This window comes from Curtobacterium aurantiacum (assembly GCF_018598555.1).
GTDB classification, from domain to species: domain Bacteria; phylum Actinomycetota; class Actinomycetes; order Actinomycetales; family Microbacteriaceae; genus Curtobacterium; species Curtobacterium aurantiacum.
Map to the genome: position 1 here is coordinate 67,139 of NZ_JAHEWN010000009.1, position 15,609 is coordinate 82,747.

General features: G+C 72.0%; 12 protein-coding genes and 1 other RNA gene. 7 read left to right on the forward strand and 6 right to left on the reverse strand.

Features of this window, described 5'->3' with window-relative positions; genetic code table 11:
- Window positions 1-51: 51 nt before the first annotated feature.
- The 7 genes from ftsE to KK087_RS09790 all read left to right on the forward strand — a co-directional run bounded on the left by ftsE (window position 52) and on the right by KK087_RS09790 (window position 5,715).
- Window positions 52-807, forward strand: coding sequence for a cell division ATP-binding protein FtsE (gene ftsE / locus KK087_RS09760; protein ID WP_214528603.1), 756 nt, complete (start codon window positions 52-54; stop codon window positions 805-807).
- Window positions 804-1,718, forward strand: a complete 915-nt coding sequence (gene ftsX / locus KK087_RS09765) for a permease-like cell division protein FtsX (protein WP_214528602.1) — start codon at window positions 804-806, stop codon at window positions 1,716-1,718. Before ftsE ends, ftsX begins: the two co-directional genes overlap by 4 nt.
- A gap of 132 nt (window positions 1,719-1,850) precedes the next feature.
- Complete coding sequence (gene smpB / locus KK087_RS09770) at window positions 1,851-2,327, forward strand: SsrA-binding protein SmpB (RefSeq protein ID WP_214528601.1); 477 nt, start codon at window positions 1,851-1,853, stop codon at window positions 2,325-2,327.
- Window positions 2,328-2,422: 95 nt separating this feature from the next.
- Window positions 2,423-2,799: a transfer-messenger RNA gene (gene ssrA, locus KK087_RS09775) on the forward strand.
- Window positions 2,800-2,961: 162 nt separating this feature from the next.
- Window positions 2,962-3,834 carry a hypothetical protein gene (locus KK087_RS09780; RefSeq protein WP_214564972.1) on the forward strand — a complete coding sequence of 291 codons (873 nt, stop codon included), beginning with the start codon at window positions 2,962-2,964 and terminating at the stop codon, window positions 3,832-3,834.
- Between the two features lie 196 nt (window positions 3,835-4,030).
- Entirely contained in the window at window positions 4,031-5,062 is a 1,032-nt protein-coding gene (locus KK087_RS09785; protein ID WP_214564973.1) for a sensor histidine kinase, read from the forward strand.
- Window positions 5,059-5,715, forward strand: coding sequence for a response regulator (locus KK087_RS09790; protein ID WP_214564974.1), 657 nt, complete (start codon window positions 5,059-5,061; stop codon window positions 5,713-5,715). The genes KK087_RS09785 and KK087_RS09790 overlap by 4 nt, the downstream gene beginning before the upstream one ends.
- A gap of 81 nt (window positions 5,716-5,796) precedes the next feature.
- Here the strand turns inward: KK087_RS09790 and KK087_RS09795 are convergent, their stop codons facing one another.
- From KK087_RS09795 to KK087_RS09820, 6 genes are all read right to left on the reverse strand, one after another.
- Window positions 5,797-6,345 (reverse strand): GlcG/HbpS family heme-binding protein, encoded by a 549-nt coding sequence (locus KK087_RS09795; RefSeq protein WP_214564975.1) that lies wholly within the window; start codon window positions 6,343-6,345, stop codon window positions 5,797-5,799.
- Window positions 6,346-6,457: 112 nt separating this feature from the next.
- Window positions 6,458-7,798: an LLM class flavin-dependent oxidoreductase gene (locus KK087_RS09800; protein WP_214564976.1), complete on the reverse strand. Its 1,341-nt coding sequence runs from the start codon at window positions 7,796-7,798 to the stop codon at window positions 6,458-6,460.
- On the reverse strand, window positions 7,799-9,184 hold the full coding sequence (locus KK087_RS09805; RefSeq protein ID WP_214564977.1) for an O-acetylhomoserine aminocarboxypropyltransferase/cysteine synthase family protein: 1,386 nt from the start codon (window positions 9,182-9,184) through the stop codon (window positions 7,799-7,801). It abuts the gene before it with no gap.
- Window positions 9,185-9,272: 88 nt separating this feature from the next.
- Entirely contained in the window at window positions 9,273-9,986 is a 714-nt protein-coding gene (locus KK087_RS09810; protein WP_214564978.1) for a M50 family metallopeptidase, read from the reverse strand.
- A 168-nt stretch (window positions 9,987-10,154) separates the two neighbouring features.
- On the reverse strand, window positions 10,155-11,969 hold the full coding sequence (gene glmS / locus KK087_RS09815; protein ID WP_214564979.1) for a glutamine--fructose-6-phosphate transaminase (isomerizing): 1,815 nt from the start codon (window positions 11,967-11,969) through the stop codon (window positions 10,155-10,157).
- A 553-nt stretch (window positions 11,970-12,522) separates the two neighbouring features.
- A complete protein-coding gene (locus KK087_RS09820; protein ID WP_214564980.1) occupies window positions 12,523-15,222 on the reverse strand; it encodes a helix-turn-helix transcriptional regulator in 2,700 nt (899 codons plus the stop codon).
- Between the last annotated feature and the right edge of the window lie 387 nt (window positions 15,223-15,609).

Sequence of the window (15,609 nt, forward strand, 5' to 3'; positions counted from 1 at the left end):
GCCGCGCGCCTCGCTTGTTTTCCAAGCGGGGCGACCTACCCTGATCCGGTCATGATCAAATTCGACCAGGTCACCAAGGTCTACTCGGGCAACCCGAGTCCGGCGCTCGACAACCTCACCCTCGAGATCCTCAAGGGTGAGTTCGTGTTCCTCGTGGGCGCGTCCGGTTCCGGCAAGTCCAGCTTCCTGCGCCTCGTGCTCAAGGAGGAGAAGCCCACCAGCGGGCAGATCCACGTGCTCGGGCAGCGCCTCGGGTCCCTGGCATCGCGGAAGGTCCCGTACTTCCGTCGCAACCTCGGCGTGGTCTTCCAGGACTTCCGCCTGCTGCCGAACAAGAACGTGTTCGACAACGTGGCGTTCTCGCTGCAGGTGATCGGCAAGAGCAAGGGCTTCATCAGCGAGGCCGTGACCGACGTGCTGAAGCTCGTCGGGCTCGCCGGCAAGGCCACCCGCATGCCGCACGAGCTCTCCGGCGGTGAGCAGCAGCGCGTGGCCATCGCCCGAGCCGTCGTGAACAAGCCGGCGATCCTGCTGGCCGACGAGCCGACCGGGAACCTGGACCCCACGACGTCCGCCGGCATCATGGCGCTCCTCGAACGCATCAACCAGGGAGGCACCACCGTGCTGATGGCGACGCACGACGCCAGCATCGTGAACCAGATGCAGCGCCGGGTCATCGAGCTCTCGAACGGCGCCGTCCTGCGCGACGAGCAGTCCGGCGGCTACCAGACCCAGGCCGTCCCGATCCAGCGAGGCACCGTGTCCAACACCACCGGCATCCAGACGATCCCGGGGCTCATCCGATGAGGCTCGGGCTCGTCATGTCCGAGGTCGGCTCGGGCCTGCGGCGCAACGCGTCGATGGTCGTCTCCGTCGTCCTCGTGACCTTCATCTCCCTCACCTTCGTCGGTACCGCGATCCTGCTCCAGATGCAGATCAACCAGATGAAGGGGTACTGGTACGACCGGGCGCAGGTCGCCGTCTACCTGTGCACCGAGACCGACACGACCGGCAACTGCACCGGTGCCAAGGCCACCGAGGACCAGCGCGAGCAGGTCCAGGCGCAGCTGGAGTCCTCGACGCTCAAGCCGTACATCGAGAAGACGTACTACGAGAACCAGGACCAGGCCTTCGCCCGGTTCAAGGAGCAGTTCAAGGAGTCGGCCGCGACGGAGTTCGTCAAGCCCGAGTACCTGAACGAGACCTTCTGGGTGAACCTGAAGAACCCGTCCCAGGCCGACGTCCTGGTCGAGAGCCTGTCGAAGGTGGCCGGCGTGCAGAGCGTGAGCGACCAGCGCAGCTACCTGCAACCGATCTTCAACCTGCTCAACGCCTCGTCGTACACGGCGATCGGCATCGCGGCGCTCATGCTCGTGGCGGCCGTGCTGCTCATCGCGACGACGATCCGGTTGTCGGCGTTCAGTCGACGGCGAGAGCTCGGCATCATGCGGCTCGTGGGGGCGTCGAACCGGTTCATCCAGACACCGTTCGTGCTCGAGGGGGTGATCGCCGCCGCCATCGGAGCAGTCTTGGCCGGCGGTGCGATCACCGCAGTCGTGTGGTTCTTCGTCCGGAACTTCCTGGCCGAACGCTTCCGGGGCACGGCGTTCATCGGCATGGGTGACGCTGCCATCGTGGTCCCGGCGGTGATCGTGATCGGGGTGCTCCTCGCCGCGGCGTCAGCGTCGATCGCGATCCGGCGGTACCTGAAGGTCTGACGCAGCATCACATCCGCGAACGGGCGGCGCGCCGGGAAGGTGCGCCGCCCGTTCCGTGTTGAGTAGGCTGTAGGGCTGCGCAGCGCCATCCGGTGCGGCGCAGTGCACCGGTCATCATCGAGAGGAGTCGTCATGGCGAAGGAACGCGGTGAGAAGGTCGTCGCGACGAATCGTCGTGCCCGACACGACTACCTCATCGAGGACACGTACGAAGCGGGCATGGTCCTGTCCGGCACCGAGGTGAAGTCCCTGCGCATGGGGCGGGCCTCGCTGGTCGACGGGTACGCGTACATCGACGGTGGCGAAGCGTGGATCGACGCGGTGCACATCCCGGAGTACACCGAGGGCACGTGGAACAACCACGCGCCCCGGCGCAAGCGCAAGCTGCTCCTGCACAAGCAGCAGATCGTCAAGATCTCGCACAAGACGGCCCAGGGTGGCTACACCCTCGTGCCGCTGCAGATCTACTTCCACGACGGCCGAGCCAAGATCGAGATCGCGGTCGCCAAGGGCAAGCGCGAGTTCGACAAGCGCCAGGCGCTCCGTGAGAAGACCGACAAGCGTGAGGCCGAGCGGGCCATGCGCACCCGGAACCGCGTCGGGGAGTAGCGCCGACGGATCACCTCGGCTAGACTGAGGGACTGCCCCGCTCGGGGCATTGGCAACTCAACAGCGTGACAGCGGCTCGCACGTCCGGCCCGCATGGGGATGATCGGTTTCGACATTGCCTGTGTGCCGACGGGAAGCGGGCCGAGGACCCACGGTTATCTCGTTAACGATCCGTGGAAAACAACAAGTGCCAATTCCAAGCGCACTGACTTCGCTCTCGCTGCGTAAGCAGCCCAGCACATGAAGTCCGTCGGCCAGGTGACCGTCCCCTAACCTGATCCCGACGTCATCCAGAGGACTTGCTGCACGGTTGCGCCTCAGGGCCGTGCGGGACTTGCACTGAGACTGGGCCCGTCGTCCTAGAAGCCGGTAGCAAAGGACGGGGCCGAGCAGAACGAACTATCCGGATACGCCCGTAGAAGACGTCGAATTGCAGCGATGGACGGGGGTTCGATTCCCCCCATCTCCACCATTCGCCGAACGACGAACCGCTGTCACGCTGCGCCACCTGAACGCCCCGGCACCGTCCCCTGGACAGTGCCGGGGCGTTCGCTGTTGTGCCACGTCCGAGGACTACGCTCCGGAGCAGGCGCGCAGAACACGCTCGCGTCGAACCCGAACGAGAGGTCAGCACGTGGTGCAAGAGATCGCGATCCGTGTCCGTCTGCGGGAGCAGGAACGAGTGGTGCTCAGCGAGTACGAGCGGATCGTCGGGTCCGTCGCCACGGTCGCCGCCCTCGCCGCGTGGCTGCCGAACCCCGACACCCGACTGGTCGTGCGAGGCCGCGGTGCCGAGCCGGTGCGGCTGGAGACCGTCACGTACGGGTCGGTCGTCGAGATGCTCGTCGTGCTCGACCAGCGTTCCGCCGGGGTCGAGCGTGCCGCAGCCGCCATCGCTGCGCTCATCGAGTCGGTCCGCCACGAGCACGTCGCCGACGATGTCTCCGGGGTCGCCGGGGAACTCGACCGGCTCGACCGCGCCGCCCCGCGTGGTCGGTCGGTCGTCGAGCGTGCCCTGCGGACGTTCCTCGAGGGTGCACGGGCTGACGTGCTCGCCCGCAAGGCGACCACCCGGGTGCGCACCGCGCAGGCGCTGCTCCGGCTGGCGGAGGCGGACGCCGTACTCACGGTCGAGCGGGTCGCCGACGCCCTGGCGCCGGTGCTCGAGGAGCACGCGGTGGACGTGGAGCTGGACACCGGCTCGGCTGTGGTCGTCGAGCCGATCGACGGGGTGGAGTCACCGGAGCCCGAGGCCGCGCCCGCGCCCGCGCCCGCTGACGCTGACTCCGCCGCCCAGGCGGAGCCGGAGGCCGTGTCGGCCGTCCTGCCGCTGCCGACGGGTGCGAGCAAGGCGAAGTCGAAGAAGGACGACGGCAAGAAGAAGTCCAAGAAGGACGACGACAAGAAGAAGAAGTCGAAGAAGGACGACGGCAAGAAGAAGTCGAAGAAGGACGACGGCAAGAAGAAGTCGAAGAAGGACGACGGCAAGAAGAAGTCGAAGAAGTAGTAGCGGCCACAGCAGATCTCCGACCGGGGGTCCGTACCCTGGTGCGGTGCCCCCGGTCCCGCCCTCGTCGCGTCGGCGGGGGTCCTGGAGGCTCCTGAGCAGTCGATCGGCTCCGCTGGCCGCGACGGCCACGGCGGTCGTCACCGCGGTCGGCACGTTCCGATACCACGAGTTCCATGCCGGCGAGCCGGGTCACGTGCTCGCTGTCACGCTCGGAGCCGTCCTGGTCGCAGCGTCGCTCGTGACCGCCGCGGCGCTCCTCCGCCGGCCGGTCCCCGCCGTGGTGCCGCTCGGACTCGCGCTCCTCGCCGTCGTGCTCGTCGTGGTCGCCCCGAGTGCGGCGTGGAGCATCGTCCCGCTCGTCGTCGTGCTGCAGACGACCGCCCGCGTCGTGCCGGCCACGGTCGCCAGCGCGTCGGCGGTCGTGGTCGCCGCGGTGTCCGTCCCCCGACTGACCGGCAGCGCGGACCCCGGGCTGTTCGTCGGGTGTCTCCTCGCCGGGCTGGTGTTCGTCGCCGCGGTCGTGGTGTCCCGGGTGGCCCTGCAGGAGCGGTCGCGCACCGTGCGGCAGCTCATCGCCACCCGCGCGCGACTCGTCGCCTCGGAGCGTCGGGCGAGTGCCCTCGAAGCGCGCCAGCACGTCGCCGCGGAACTCCACGACACGGTGGTGCAGTCGGTGGCGGGAGCGCTGTACCTGACCGAGGCGGCCGAACGCTCCGGGGACGACCGTCTCGCGCAGGATGCCCGTCGGGCACTGCGGACCGCCGTGGTGGACACCCGCGCGCTCGTCGACGGACTCGGAGCGGATGCGCGGGCCGCCGAGGACCCGGCGGATGGACTCGCCGACGGACTCGCGGACGGCCTTGCCGAGGCCGCCGAACGCGTCGGCGCCCACTGGTCGGTGGTCGGGGAGCGGCGTCCCGTGGCACCGATGCCGGCACTGGCGCTGTTGCGAACCGCTCAGGGGGCGCTCGGCAACGCCGAACGGCACGCGGACGCCTCGTCGATCGTGCTGGAACTCCGGTACGAGGGGGACACCGTCGCGGTCGTGGTCCGGGACGACGGCGTCGGGTTCGACCCGGATTCCGTCATCGTGCCCGGACCGACCGGAGGCCACGGCCTGGCGATCATGCGGCGCCGGCTCGATGCCGTCGGGGGAGCACTCGACCTGCGCTCCGGCCCGGACGGTACGGTGCTGCGGGCGACCGTACCGTTGGAGGAACCATGACCCGCGTGCTGCTCGTCGACGACCACCCCGTGCTCCGGACCGGGGTCGCCGCGATCCTCGCGACCTTCCCGGACATCGACGTCGTCGGGTCGACCGGGGACCCGGAGGCGGTGACCGCCCTCGTCGCCGAGACGATTCCGGACGTCGTCGTGCTCGACCTCGGCCTCGGGACGCGCAACGGCGTCGACCTGATCCCCGACCTGATCCGGTCGACCCGCGTGCTGGTGTTCACGGCGACCGGGACCGACGTGGCGATCATGCGGGCGCTCGATGCCGGGGCGACGGGGTACCTGCTCAAGGACGCGTCGGCCGACGAACTGGCCGCCGCCGTCCGTGCCGCCGCCACCGGGACCGCCGTGTACGCGCGGGCCGTGGCGGAACGCATGCTCGACCGTGGTCGCCGACCGGACGAGACCCTGACGCCGCGGGAGCTCGACGTGCTCGAACTGCTCGCCGACGGCTCGACGAACCGGGTGATCGCGGGCCAGCTCTTCATGAGCGAGTCGACGGTGAAGACGCACCTGGTGCGGGTGTTCGCGAAGCTGGGTGTCGACGGCCGGGCCGGGGCGGTGGCCGAGGCCACCCGACGGGGCATCATCGCCTTCGACGGCCAGGCGCGACCCGCACGCTCGCCCGACGACGTGACGACGTGACGACGGCGGGGCGACCGATGGTCGCCCCGCCGTCGTCACGATCGACTCAGCGCTGTCGGGTCACTGCACGACCCTGCCGGGTCACTTCGTGATCGCGTCCAGCCCAGCCTGTGCGTACTCCTGGTCGGTGGCGCCCGACGGGGTGCCGCCGACGCCGATGCCGCCGATGGAGGCCTCGCCCGCCTTGACCGGCACGGCTCCGGCGAGGAACAGGGTCCCGGGCAGGTCCTTCAGTCCGGCGTTGTCGCCCGTGGCCCGCTTCGCGAGCTCCGAGGTGGGCGCGCCGAACGCCGCCGCCGTGTAGGCCTTCTGCCGCGAGGCGCTGATCGTGTGCGAGGCGGCGTTCTCGCCACGGACGAAGGCCTGCAGCTGGCCGTTGCGGTCGACGACCGAGACGCTGACGAACCCCGCGCCGTCGGCCTCGGCGGCGGTGAGGGCAGCCGAGGCCGCCCGCATCGCGTCGGCGGAACTGAGCCGCTTGGACTCGACGACGGCGTCGCCGGTGACGGCCGCGACGGGGCGGACGTCGGCGGCGGCGGCGTTCGACGAGGTGGTGGCGACGCCGGCCGTGATGCCGGTGACGGCGAGGGCTGCGGCGGCGGTGGCGACGAGGGTGCGGGGGAGACGCATGAGGGGGACCTTCCGTTCGGTGTGGTGGGTCCAGCCTCACGCCGACGGGTGCTCCGGCACATCGACCGTCCGGACCGCGGATCCGGACCGAACAGTCGACGGCGCGTCCCCGCTAGAAGTCGAACAGGTTGTCCCGGATCCCTCCGGCGCCGTACTCCCGACGCAGCAGGCCGCGGCGTCGGAGCACCGGCACCAGGTCGCCGAGCATCCGGTGGACCTGTGCCGGGTGCAGGTCGCCCGAGAAGATGATCCCGTCGTTGTCGGCGTCGCTGCCGAGCTCCTCGATGAAGTCCGCGAACTCGTCCGCGGTCCCGACGAACCCCGACCGCGGCCCCGACCGCGACCCGGACCGCGAGCCCGAGCCCGGCGCGATCCGCCCCTGCCGCGCCTTGCGGGTGAGCAGTTCCCGCAGCGGTGCGTCCGGGGTGTCGCCGAGCAGCCCGCGGATCGTGCCCGCGGAGACGTGGTCTCCGAAGGTCCCGGCGGGCACGGGCGCGTCCAGGTCGAGCGCGAGCAGGTCGGTCTCGGAGTCGCTCGACCACGCGGTCGCCGCGGCACGCAGGGCGTCGTCGCCGGGGTGCTCGGAGGCGGCGACGATGCGGTCGGCCTCCTCCGCCGAGGACACGATCACGGGCTTGAGCACGAACAGGATCCGCAGGTCCGCGGCCGAGCGCCCGGCGGCCTCGGCGGCGGCGATCACCCGCCCCCGGTAGTCCGACACCGCCGGGGCGGACAGCGGCGCGAGCGCGAGCTGCACGTCCGAGTGGGTCCCGGCGAAGGCGAGTCCACGACCCGACCCGCCCGGGGAGACGACCAGGGGGTCCGACGCCAGCGGCAGCGCGTTGAGCGGACCGTCGGCGGTGAAGTACGTGCCATCGTGGTGGAACGCGTCGAGCGCGTCGCCGTCCGCGAAGTGCCAGGAGTCCGGTGCGCCGACGTACCCGTCGCCCCACGAGTGCCAGAGCCGGCGGAGCAGGGTGATCCACTCCTCGGCCCGGTCGTACGCCTGGTCGTGGGGCAGCGGCGGCAGCCCGGCGTGCCGTGCGCTGCCGACGTCGGTGACGACGTTGATGCCGAGCCGGTCGGAGGACAGGTGCGCGAGGGTCGCGAACTGTCGTGCCGCCAGGTACGGCGGGGTGATCCCCGCGTTCACGGTCGGCGCGATGCCGATGTGCGAGGTCGCGGCGAACAGGTACGGGGCGAGCAGCAGCGGGTCGTGCTTCGGGCCGCCGTACGCCTGTCGGATGCGCAGGTCGAGGGTCGCGGGGTTCCCGAGCGAGACGGCGTCCTCGGCGATGACCAGGTCCATGCCGGCCTGCTCCAGCGTCCGGACGGACTGCTGGTACAGGTCCGGCTTCGTCCAGTCGTGGCCCCAGTCCCAGTCGGACCGCCCCCACGCCTGCGGGCCGAAGCCGCGTGAGAAGAAGTACCCGAAGTGCTGCGGCTCGGCCATTCAGCGCTCCTGCCGGTCGAGGGCCGGCCCACCGACTGCGGTGCGCTGCGCGTCCGACGCTCCACGCGCCTCCAGACCGCCGACGGCGCCTGCGGAACGCACGGCGGCGAACCCGCGTTCCAGGTCGCGGAGCAGGTCCGCGACGTCCTCGATGCCGACCGACAGGCGGATCAGGCCGTCGTCGATGCCCTGCTCGGCACGTTCCTGTGGGGTGCGCCCGGCGTGCGTCGTGGTCGCCGGGTGCAGGATCAGCGAGCGGACGTCGCCCAGGTGCGTCATCCGGCTGAACAGCTGCACGGCGTCGATGAACGCCCGCGCGGCGGCTTCGCCACCGGCGAGCGTGAAGGCGAAGACGGATCCGGCCCCACGGGGCAGGTAGCGCTGGGCGAGGTCGTGGAACGGACTGGAGGCCAGGCCCGCGTGGTCGACGCTCGTCACCTCCGGCTGCTGGTCCAGCCAGGACGCGACGGCCAGCGCGTTCGCGCAGTGGCGTTCGACCCGCAGCGACAGCGTCTCGATGCCCTGGCGGAGCAGGAAGGCGTTGAACGGTGACGGGGCCGGACCGATGCGTGCGGCGACGACGTCGCGGGCGTACACGGCGAACGCGCGGTCGCCGTACCGCTCGGCGTAGCTGTCACCGCCGAGGGACCGCTCCGGGCTGGTCAGGTGCGTCCAGCGCTCGGGCGCTGCGGACCAGTCGAACGTGCCGCCGTCGACGACCACGCCGCCGAGTCCGGCGCCGTGGCCGGACAGGAACTTCGACGCCGAGTGCACGACGATGTCCGCACCGTGCTCGACCGGGCGCACCAGGTACGGCGTGGCGAGGGTGTTGTCGACGATCAGCGGGACGCCGGCGCGGTGTGCGGTCTCGGCGACGCCGGTGATGTCGAGGACGTCGTTCTTCGGGTTCGGGATCGTCTCGGCGAAGAACGCCTTCGTGTTCGGTCGGACCGCGGCGGCCCAGGCGTCGAGGTCGCGCGCGTCGGGGACGAAGTCGACCTCGATGCCGAGCCGGCCGAGGTTCTGCCGCAGCAGCCCGCGGGTGCCCTCGTAGATGCTCCGGGCACTGACGACGTGGTCGCCGGCCTGCAGGAGCCCGAGGAACGCCACGGTCGCCGCCGCCTGTCCGCTGCCGACCAGGATCGCCTGGACGCCGCGTTCGAGCAGCGCGACGCGACGCTCGACGTCGGCGTTCGTCGGGTTGCCGAGGCGCGTGTAGGTGTAGCCGTCCTCGGTGTCGGCGAAGCGGTCGCGCGCCTGGTCGAAGTCGTCGAACAGGAACCCGGAGGACATGTGGATCGCGGGGACACGGGCACCGTGCCCCGTGTCGGGCACGAAGCCGCCGTGCACCTGCTCGGTCGCGAAGCCGTGGACGTCGGTCGCCATGGGACACCTCCGGGGGTCGTCTGGCGGTAGCCTCGCAGCCCCTCGGCGTGGACAGACGATTGCGGCCCCCGGTTACGCGAGCGCAGCCTCAGACGAGCGCGCGGACGCCGGCGACGACGGTGTCCCAGACCTCGAGCAGCGGCCCGCGCGCCAGCCACACCGCGACGCCGTTCACGACGACGAACAGTACGAACCACAGCGACGCCGGCACGCGCATCTCCGCCGCGGCGATGTGGAAGTCCGTCTGCACCCGGGCACCGGTGAGCAGCCAGCGGCCGACCTGCGCCACCGAGCGCAGCCCGTCGACGACGAAGAACGCCCCGACTGCGGCGACCACCAGCACCGTGGCCTCGGACGGCCGGACGGCGACCCACAGGGCGAGGGCGTCGAAGCCGAGCACGACCAGCAGACCGAACCAGTTCCGCACGAAGGCCAGTGCCACGAGCCCGATCACCGCGAGCACGACCACGGGCAACCAGCGTGACCCGTGCAGCACCCCGGTCACCAGCAGCACCCCGGCCCAGAGCGGTGCGCTGTAGCCCGCGTACAGGTTGAGGATCCGGACGAGCCACCGGATGCCGCCGGGGACCCGACCGAGCTGGACCCAGGCCTCGCCGGACCCGTCCGGGTGCAGCTCGATCCGCTGGATGCGGCCGCCGAACGGCACGACGACGATCGCGTGCCCGACCTCGTGCGCGATGGTCGCGGCGATGCGGGCGACTCGCCCGACGAACGGGACGAACGGCAGGACGGCGCCGATGAGGAGCGCGACGAAGACGAGGGGCGGGGCTGCGGTGGTCAAGGGACCAGCATCGCAGCCCCGCCCAGGAAGACCCTGCGGATCCGGGTCCCGGTCAGGGGAGCACGGACGTCGTCAGCACCACCGCGATCAGGACCACGGTGCCGGCGATGGCCAGGGCGGTGAGGACGGCGAGGAACACCGTCAGGCGGTTCACGCGGCGTCGCCCGGCTATTCGACCGTCACCGACTTCGCGAGGTTCCGGGGTTTGTCGACGTCGCACCCGAGCTGCAGGGCGAGTTCGCGGGCCAGCATCTGCAGCGGGACGACGGCCTCGAGCGGGCCCCACGGCGCGGTCATCGCGCCCCAGGCCAGGTCGCCGGTGCCACGCCGGCCGAGTGCGGGGATGTCCGCGGTCTCGCCGCCGATCGTGATGACGAAGCCGCCGCGGGCCCGGACCTCGGCGATCGCCGACTGGATCTTCGGCTCGCCGTGGTCGATGACGACCACCGGGGTGCCGTCGTCGACCAGGGCGAGCGGGCCGTGCTTGAGCTCGCCGGCGGGGTAGGCCTCGGCCCAGCGGTAGCTCAGCTCCTTGAGCTTCAGGGCACCCTCGGCTGCGTACGGCAGGCCGGCCCCGCGGCCGAGGAACAGGAACCCGGACGCCTCCTTGACGCTCGACACCAGCAGCGGCATCCGCTCGGCGGACACCCGCGCGGCGTGCTCGATCCGGGCCGGCAGGTCGCGCAGCTCGTCGACGAGCACCTGGGCGCGCGACGGCTCGATCCGGCCGGACGCCACCATCGCCGAGATCATCGCCGCGACGCCCACCACGACCTGCGCCGTGAACGTCTTCGTGGCCGCGACCCCGATCTCCGGACCGGCGTGGCAGTCCAGCACGGCGTCGGCCCGTCGGGCGAGCGAGGAGTGCATGTTGTTCGTCAGCGCGAGCACCGGGTGCCGGTCCTCGAAGCGGTCGAGGGCGCGGAGCACGTCGGCGGTCTCCCCGGACTGGCTGATCGCGACGACCAGGGTGCCCGGGCCGAGCACGGCCTGGTCGGCCTCGCTCGCGACGACGATGTCCGTGGGCACACCACCGATGCCGCGCAGCGCCGTCGCGATCACCTGGCCGGCGTTCAGCGACGTGCCGCAGGCGACGATCGCCAGCCGGTGGAAACCGGCCAGGCCGAGCCCCACCCACATGCTGCCGTCGGCCGTGCGCCGGGTCACCCGGTCCAGGATCCCGGCGACGACGTCGGCCTGCTCGTCGATCTCCTTCGCCATGTGGTCCGTGTGGTCGCCGAGGTCGAGGGCGGCGGCGGCGAACGGAGACGGCGTGGGGAACGGCACCGGCACCGTGATGCCGTCGGACGACCAGGTCCAGGCCTCGCCGAGCTCGACGACGTCGCCGTCGCGGAGCGCCACGAAGGTCTCGCACCACTCGGCGATCGCGCCGATGTCGCTCGCCACGAAGTCACCGCGGCCGGAGCGGGCGACGACGAGCGGAGAGCGGTCCGCCGCCACGACCATCCGGCCGTCGCGGGCGTCCAGGACGACGATCGCCCACGACCCCTCGAGCTGCGCCGTCGCGATCTGCACCGCGAGCATCAGGTCCGGGTCGACCGCCAGGGCCCGCTCGACCAGGTGCGCGATGACCTCGGAGTCGACGTCGGATCGGAACCGGTGTCCCTGCGCCTCGAGCGTCTGCCGCAGCTGTTCGGCGTTCTCGATGATGCCGTTGTGCACGATGGCGATCCGGCCGGTGCAGTCGGCGTGCGGGTGCGCGTTCGCCTCGCGGACGGCACCGTGCGTCGCCCAGCGGGTGTGGCCGATGCCGACGCCGGTGAGCGCGGCACCGGAGCGGGCCGCGACGAGCGTGCGCAGGTCACCGACACGGGACACCGAGCGGATCGTCTCGGTGCGGCCGACGGCCGTCCGGACGGCGATGCCTGCGGAGTCGTACCCGCGGTACTCGAGCCGCTCGAGTCCGTCGAGCAGGTAGGGGGTCGCGTCGTCAGACACGCGGGCCGCGATGATGCCGCACATCGGCTGTCCCTTCGGGGGAACGAGGGTGGGTGGAACGGGGTGGTGGGGCGGCACCGACCGCCGTCGGGTCTGCCGCGCGTCCGGGGTCCCCCGGCCCGGGAACCGACGCCCGTCCTCGGATCAGGCGAGGACGGACGTCGGTGTCGGTGGGCCGGGAGGTTCGGGTACCGGACTCGGGTACCGCGGGCTGGCCCCCGGGGGAGGGGCACGGCGGTCGGTGCAGGAGAAGCCTCACCCGCCGCCGACCGCACGGCAACACCCGTCGGACGCTCTTGCGGTTCCCCGCGTGCGGGGCACACCGCGCTGCGGGCGTGTGCGGACTCCCGCAACCGCGCGCGCTTCGCGTGGAGCGACGCGCCAGCGGCGCGCGGCGCCAGCGCCGACCGAGCCTGCGAGGTCGGTTGCGTGAAGACGTGGAGCGCAGACGGACGGGAGGCCCGGTACCAGCTGGTACCGGGCCTCCCGTCCGCGCGGTCTTCGCTCTGAGCGACGCGCCAGCGGCGCGCGGACCCAGCGCCGGGCGAGCCTGCGAGCCCGGTCGGATGTGCCTCTCCTACGTGAGGAGCGCGACCAGGTGCGATCGCGACCGCGCGCCGACCTTGCGGTAGATCTGCGTGAGTCGCAGTTCCACCGTGCGCTGCGACATGAACAGCGACGAGGCGATCTCGCGGTTGCGGTAGCCCTCGGTGACCTTCTGCACCACCGCACGCTCCTCGGCGGTCAGCGAGGTGAGCACCGCCGACGCGTCCGGGGCACTGCGCGGCGTCCCGGGGAACGCCGGCGAGGGGACCGGTGCGGAACGGAGCGACGACGAACGCGTGCCGAACTGCGGCATCGCCGCTGCCGGCGCCGGCGTCACGAGGGGACGACGCAGGCCGGCCGCCTCGTAGGCCGCTGCGGCCGCCGCTCCGAGGCGCGGACGCTCGGCCGGGCTGCCGACGGCGGCCAGGGCTGCGAAGGAGCGTGCCCGCTCGTACTGCGAGTCGTGCGGCTGGAACAGCTCCAGCGCGCGGCGACGAGCCGTCTCGCGAGTGGTGTCGTCGGCGACGAGCGCGAGGCTCCGCGCCAGGACGAGGGCACCCCAGCGCCCGGGACGGGCGTGGTGGTCGGCCGCGAGGCGCGCCGTGATGGTCCGGGCGTCGTCGACCCGTCCGAGGCGCACGTACGCCTCGACCAGGTCGCCGAGGTGCCGGAGCACCGCCGGGTTCCGGAGGGACCGGCCGATCGCGTCGGCGGCCTCGAGCGCGGTGGCCGCCTCGTCGAGACGACCGTCGAGCAGCAGGACCTTGCCGCGGAGCGCGTGCAGCTTCGCCGTCGCCGCCCACAGCCGACCGGTCGACCGGTGCCCGAGGCACCGGTCGACGACGTCGAGTGCCTCGGCGGACCGGCCCTCGGCGAAGTGCCGCCACGCCACGGCGATCGCCCGGGACGGCTCGCGCAGCCGCTCGGCGACCGACGAACCGGCCTCCCACACGTCGATCGCGCGGAGCGCCTGCCGGAAGTTGCCGGAACGCACCTCGTTCTCGGACGTCAGGTACCGGGCCGCCTCGGTCCAGACCGCCGCGGTCTCCTGCCCCCGGGCGAGGACGAGTGCGAACACCCGTCGCGCGCTCCGGTAGCGCTCGCCGATGCTCAAGGCATGCGCGAGGAGCAGCAGGGCCGGGTCCGACATCGCCACGAGCGCCGACGTCGCGAGCCCGTCGTGCAGCTCGGTGTCCGGCGGCAGCACGCCGTCCACGGCGGCGATGAGCTCCCGCGCGGTCGTCGCGATCTCGAGGGTGTGCGCGGACGCCGACCCCTCGAGCGGTTCGATGCGGTGCAGCAGGTCCTTCGCCTGGTCGAGCTCCCACGCCTCCGCCCGGAAGCACGCCACCATGGCCATCAGCCCGGCGATGGCGTCCACGTCCGTGGGGTCGGTCGTGTCGACGGGGACGAGGAGCTCGTCCGCGTGCACGGCGTCCCCGCTGAGGTACTCGGCCGAGTACTGCAGGCGCAGTCGACGGACCTCGTTCGGCGTCGTCCGGAACGGACGGAGCGCCGCCAGGTACCGCGCGGCGAAGCCGAGCAGGCGCTTGCCGAGCATCGCCTCCGCGACACCGAGCAACGCCACGTGCTCGTCCTCCGTCCCGCCGCCGACGTGCAGGGCACGCTCGGTCAGCGCGATCGCGGCGTGCACGTTGCCGTCCACGACGTACGACCGTGCGGCCTGGAGCAGCGCGACCACGTCGGGGACGTCGTCGACGAAGCTCCGGTGCCACGCGGCGGCCCGCGGGTCGGACTCGGCGCTCGCCGCGGCCAACGCCGCGTGCGCTGCACGGCGGTCCCGTGCGGGCATCCGCCAGTACAGCGCGGAGCGCACCAGGGGGTCCCGCACGGTGACGCTCTGCCCGCGGACGGTCGCGAGACCGGCCCCGACCAGGTCGTCCAGCTCGTCCCGGTCCCACGCCGTGGTCTTCGCGACCGGCACCAGGGCGAGCTTCGCGAGGACGTCCAGATCGCGTCCCGCGGCGGGCCCGAGTGTGAGTGCCGCGATGGCCTCGGTCGTCGGAGTGGGGCGGAGCGGCAGCACGATCGGCTCCGCACCGGTGAGCTGCTCCCGGGTGAGCACCGCGAGCTGTTCGCGGAGCGCGCCGGGGTTGCCTCCGGTCTCCTCGGCGAGGACGGCGAGGACGCCGTCGTTCGCCTCGGCCGGTGCCATGGCACGGGCGAGCACGAGTGCCTCGTCCGACGGCAACGGTTCGATCCGGAGCGCCGGCAGGGCCGCGAGCGGACCGTCCGACGGTACCGACCGGACCGTGGCCACGACGCGCAGTGCGGTCCCGGCGAGCCGGCCGGCGAGGAACGCGATGAGCTCCTGGCTCTCCGCGTCCATCCGGTCGAGGTCGTCGATCAGCACGAGTGTCGGCGGCAGGGTGAGGGCGTGCACGGCGTCGAGGAAGTCGTGCGCCGCCGCCAACCCGGCCGTCACGGCGGCCGCCGTCTCGCCGGCCTGCAGGAGGTGGGCGATGTGCGCGGTCGCTCGGGGGTCGTCGAGCGCGGTGAACAGTGAGGTCACCCCGGCCAGCGGCCAACGGGATTCACTCCCGTTGACACCGACCCGGACGACGGGGAGGGAAACGCGGTTCGAGACCGCGTCGAGGACGCTGCTGCGTCCGGAACCAGGGTCGCCGACCACGACCATCGCGGACTCCCGGGGGAGCACTGCGAGGGTCGCGATCCGGTCGACCTCGAGACGTCGACCGGTGAGTGCCATGACTCACCGGCCTCCGGGTCCGGAGGCGGATGCTGCGAGGAGGTCGTCGGCGAACGTGTGGTTCGCGCGATCAGGGCGCGCTGAGGCGGACCGGACTGCTGCACGGCGGGTGACCGTGGCGGAGTGCGGACGAGCGGCGGCGACTGCGCGCGCGCCGGAACTGTCGTGGATTGGATGCGGTCGACGAGTGAGGGTGCACTCGGTTCCGCTCGGGAACGATGATGTCATCGTCTGTATCACCCCTCGGGTTAGGGTCTTCGGACGAACACGACCGGTCGGTTCCGCCGTCCGGATCTAGGGAATCCGAGGGCGTCACGTGACCTGCCGTCTGGAGCACGATAACTCAGGTACCGGCCCACCGAGCGGACTCCTGCGAGCGGATGTCCA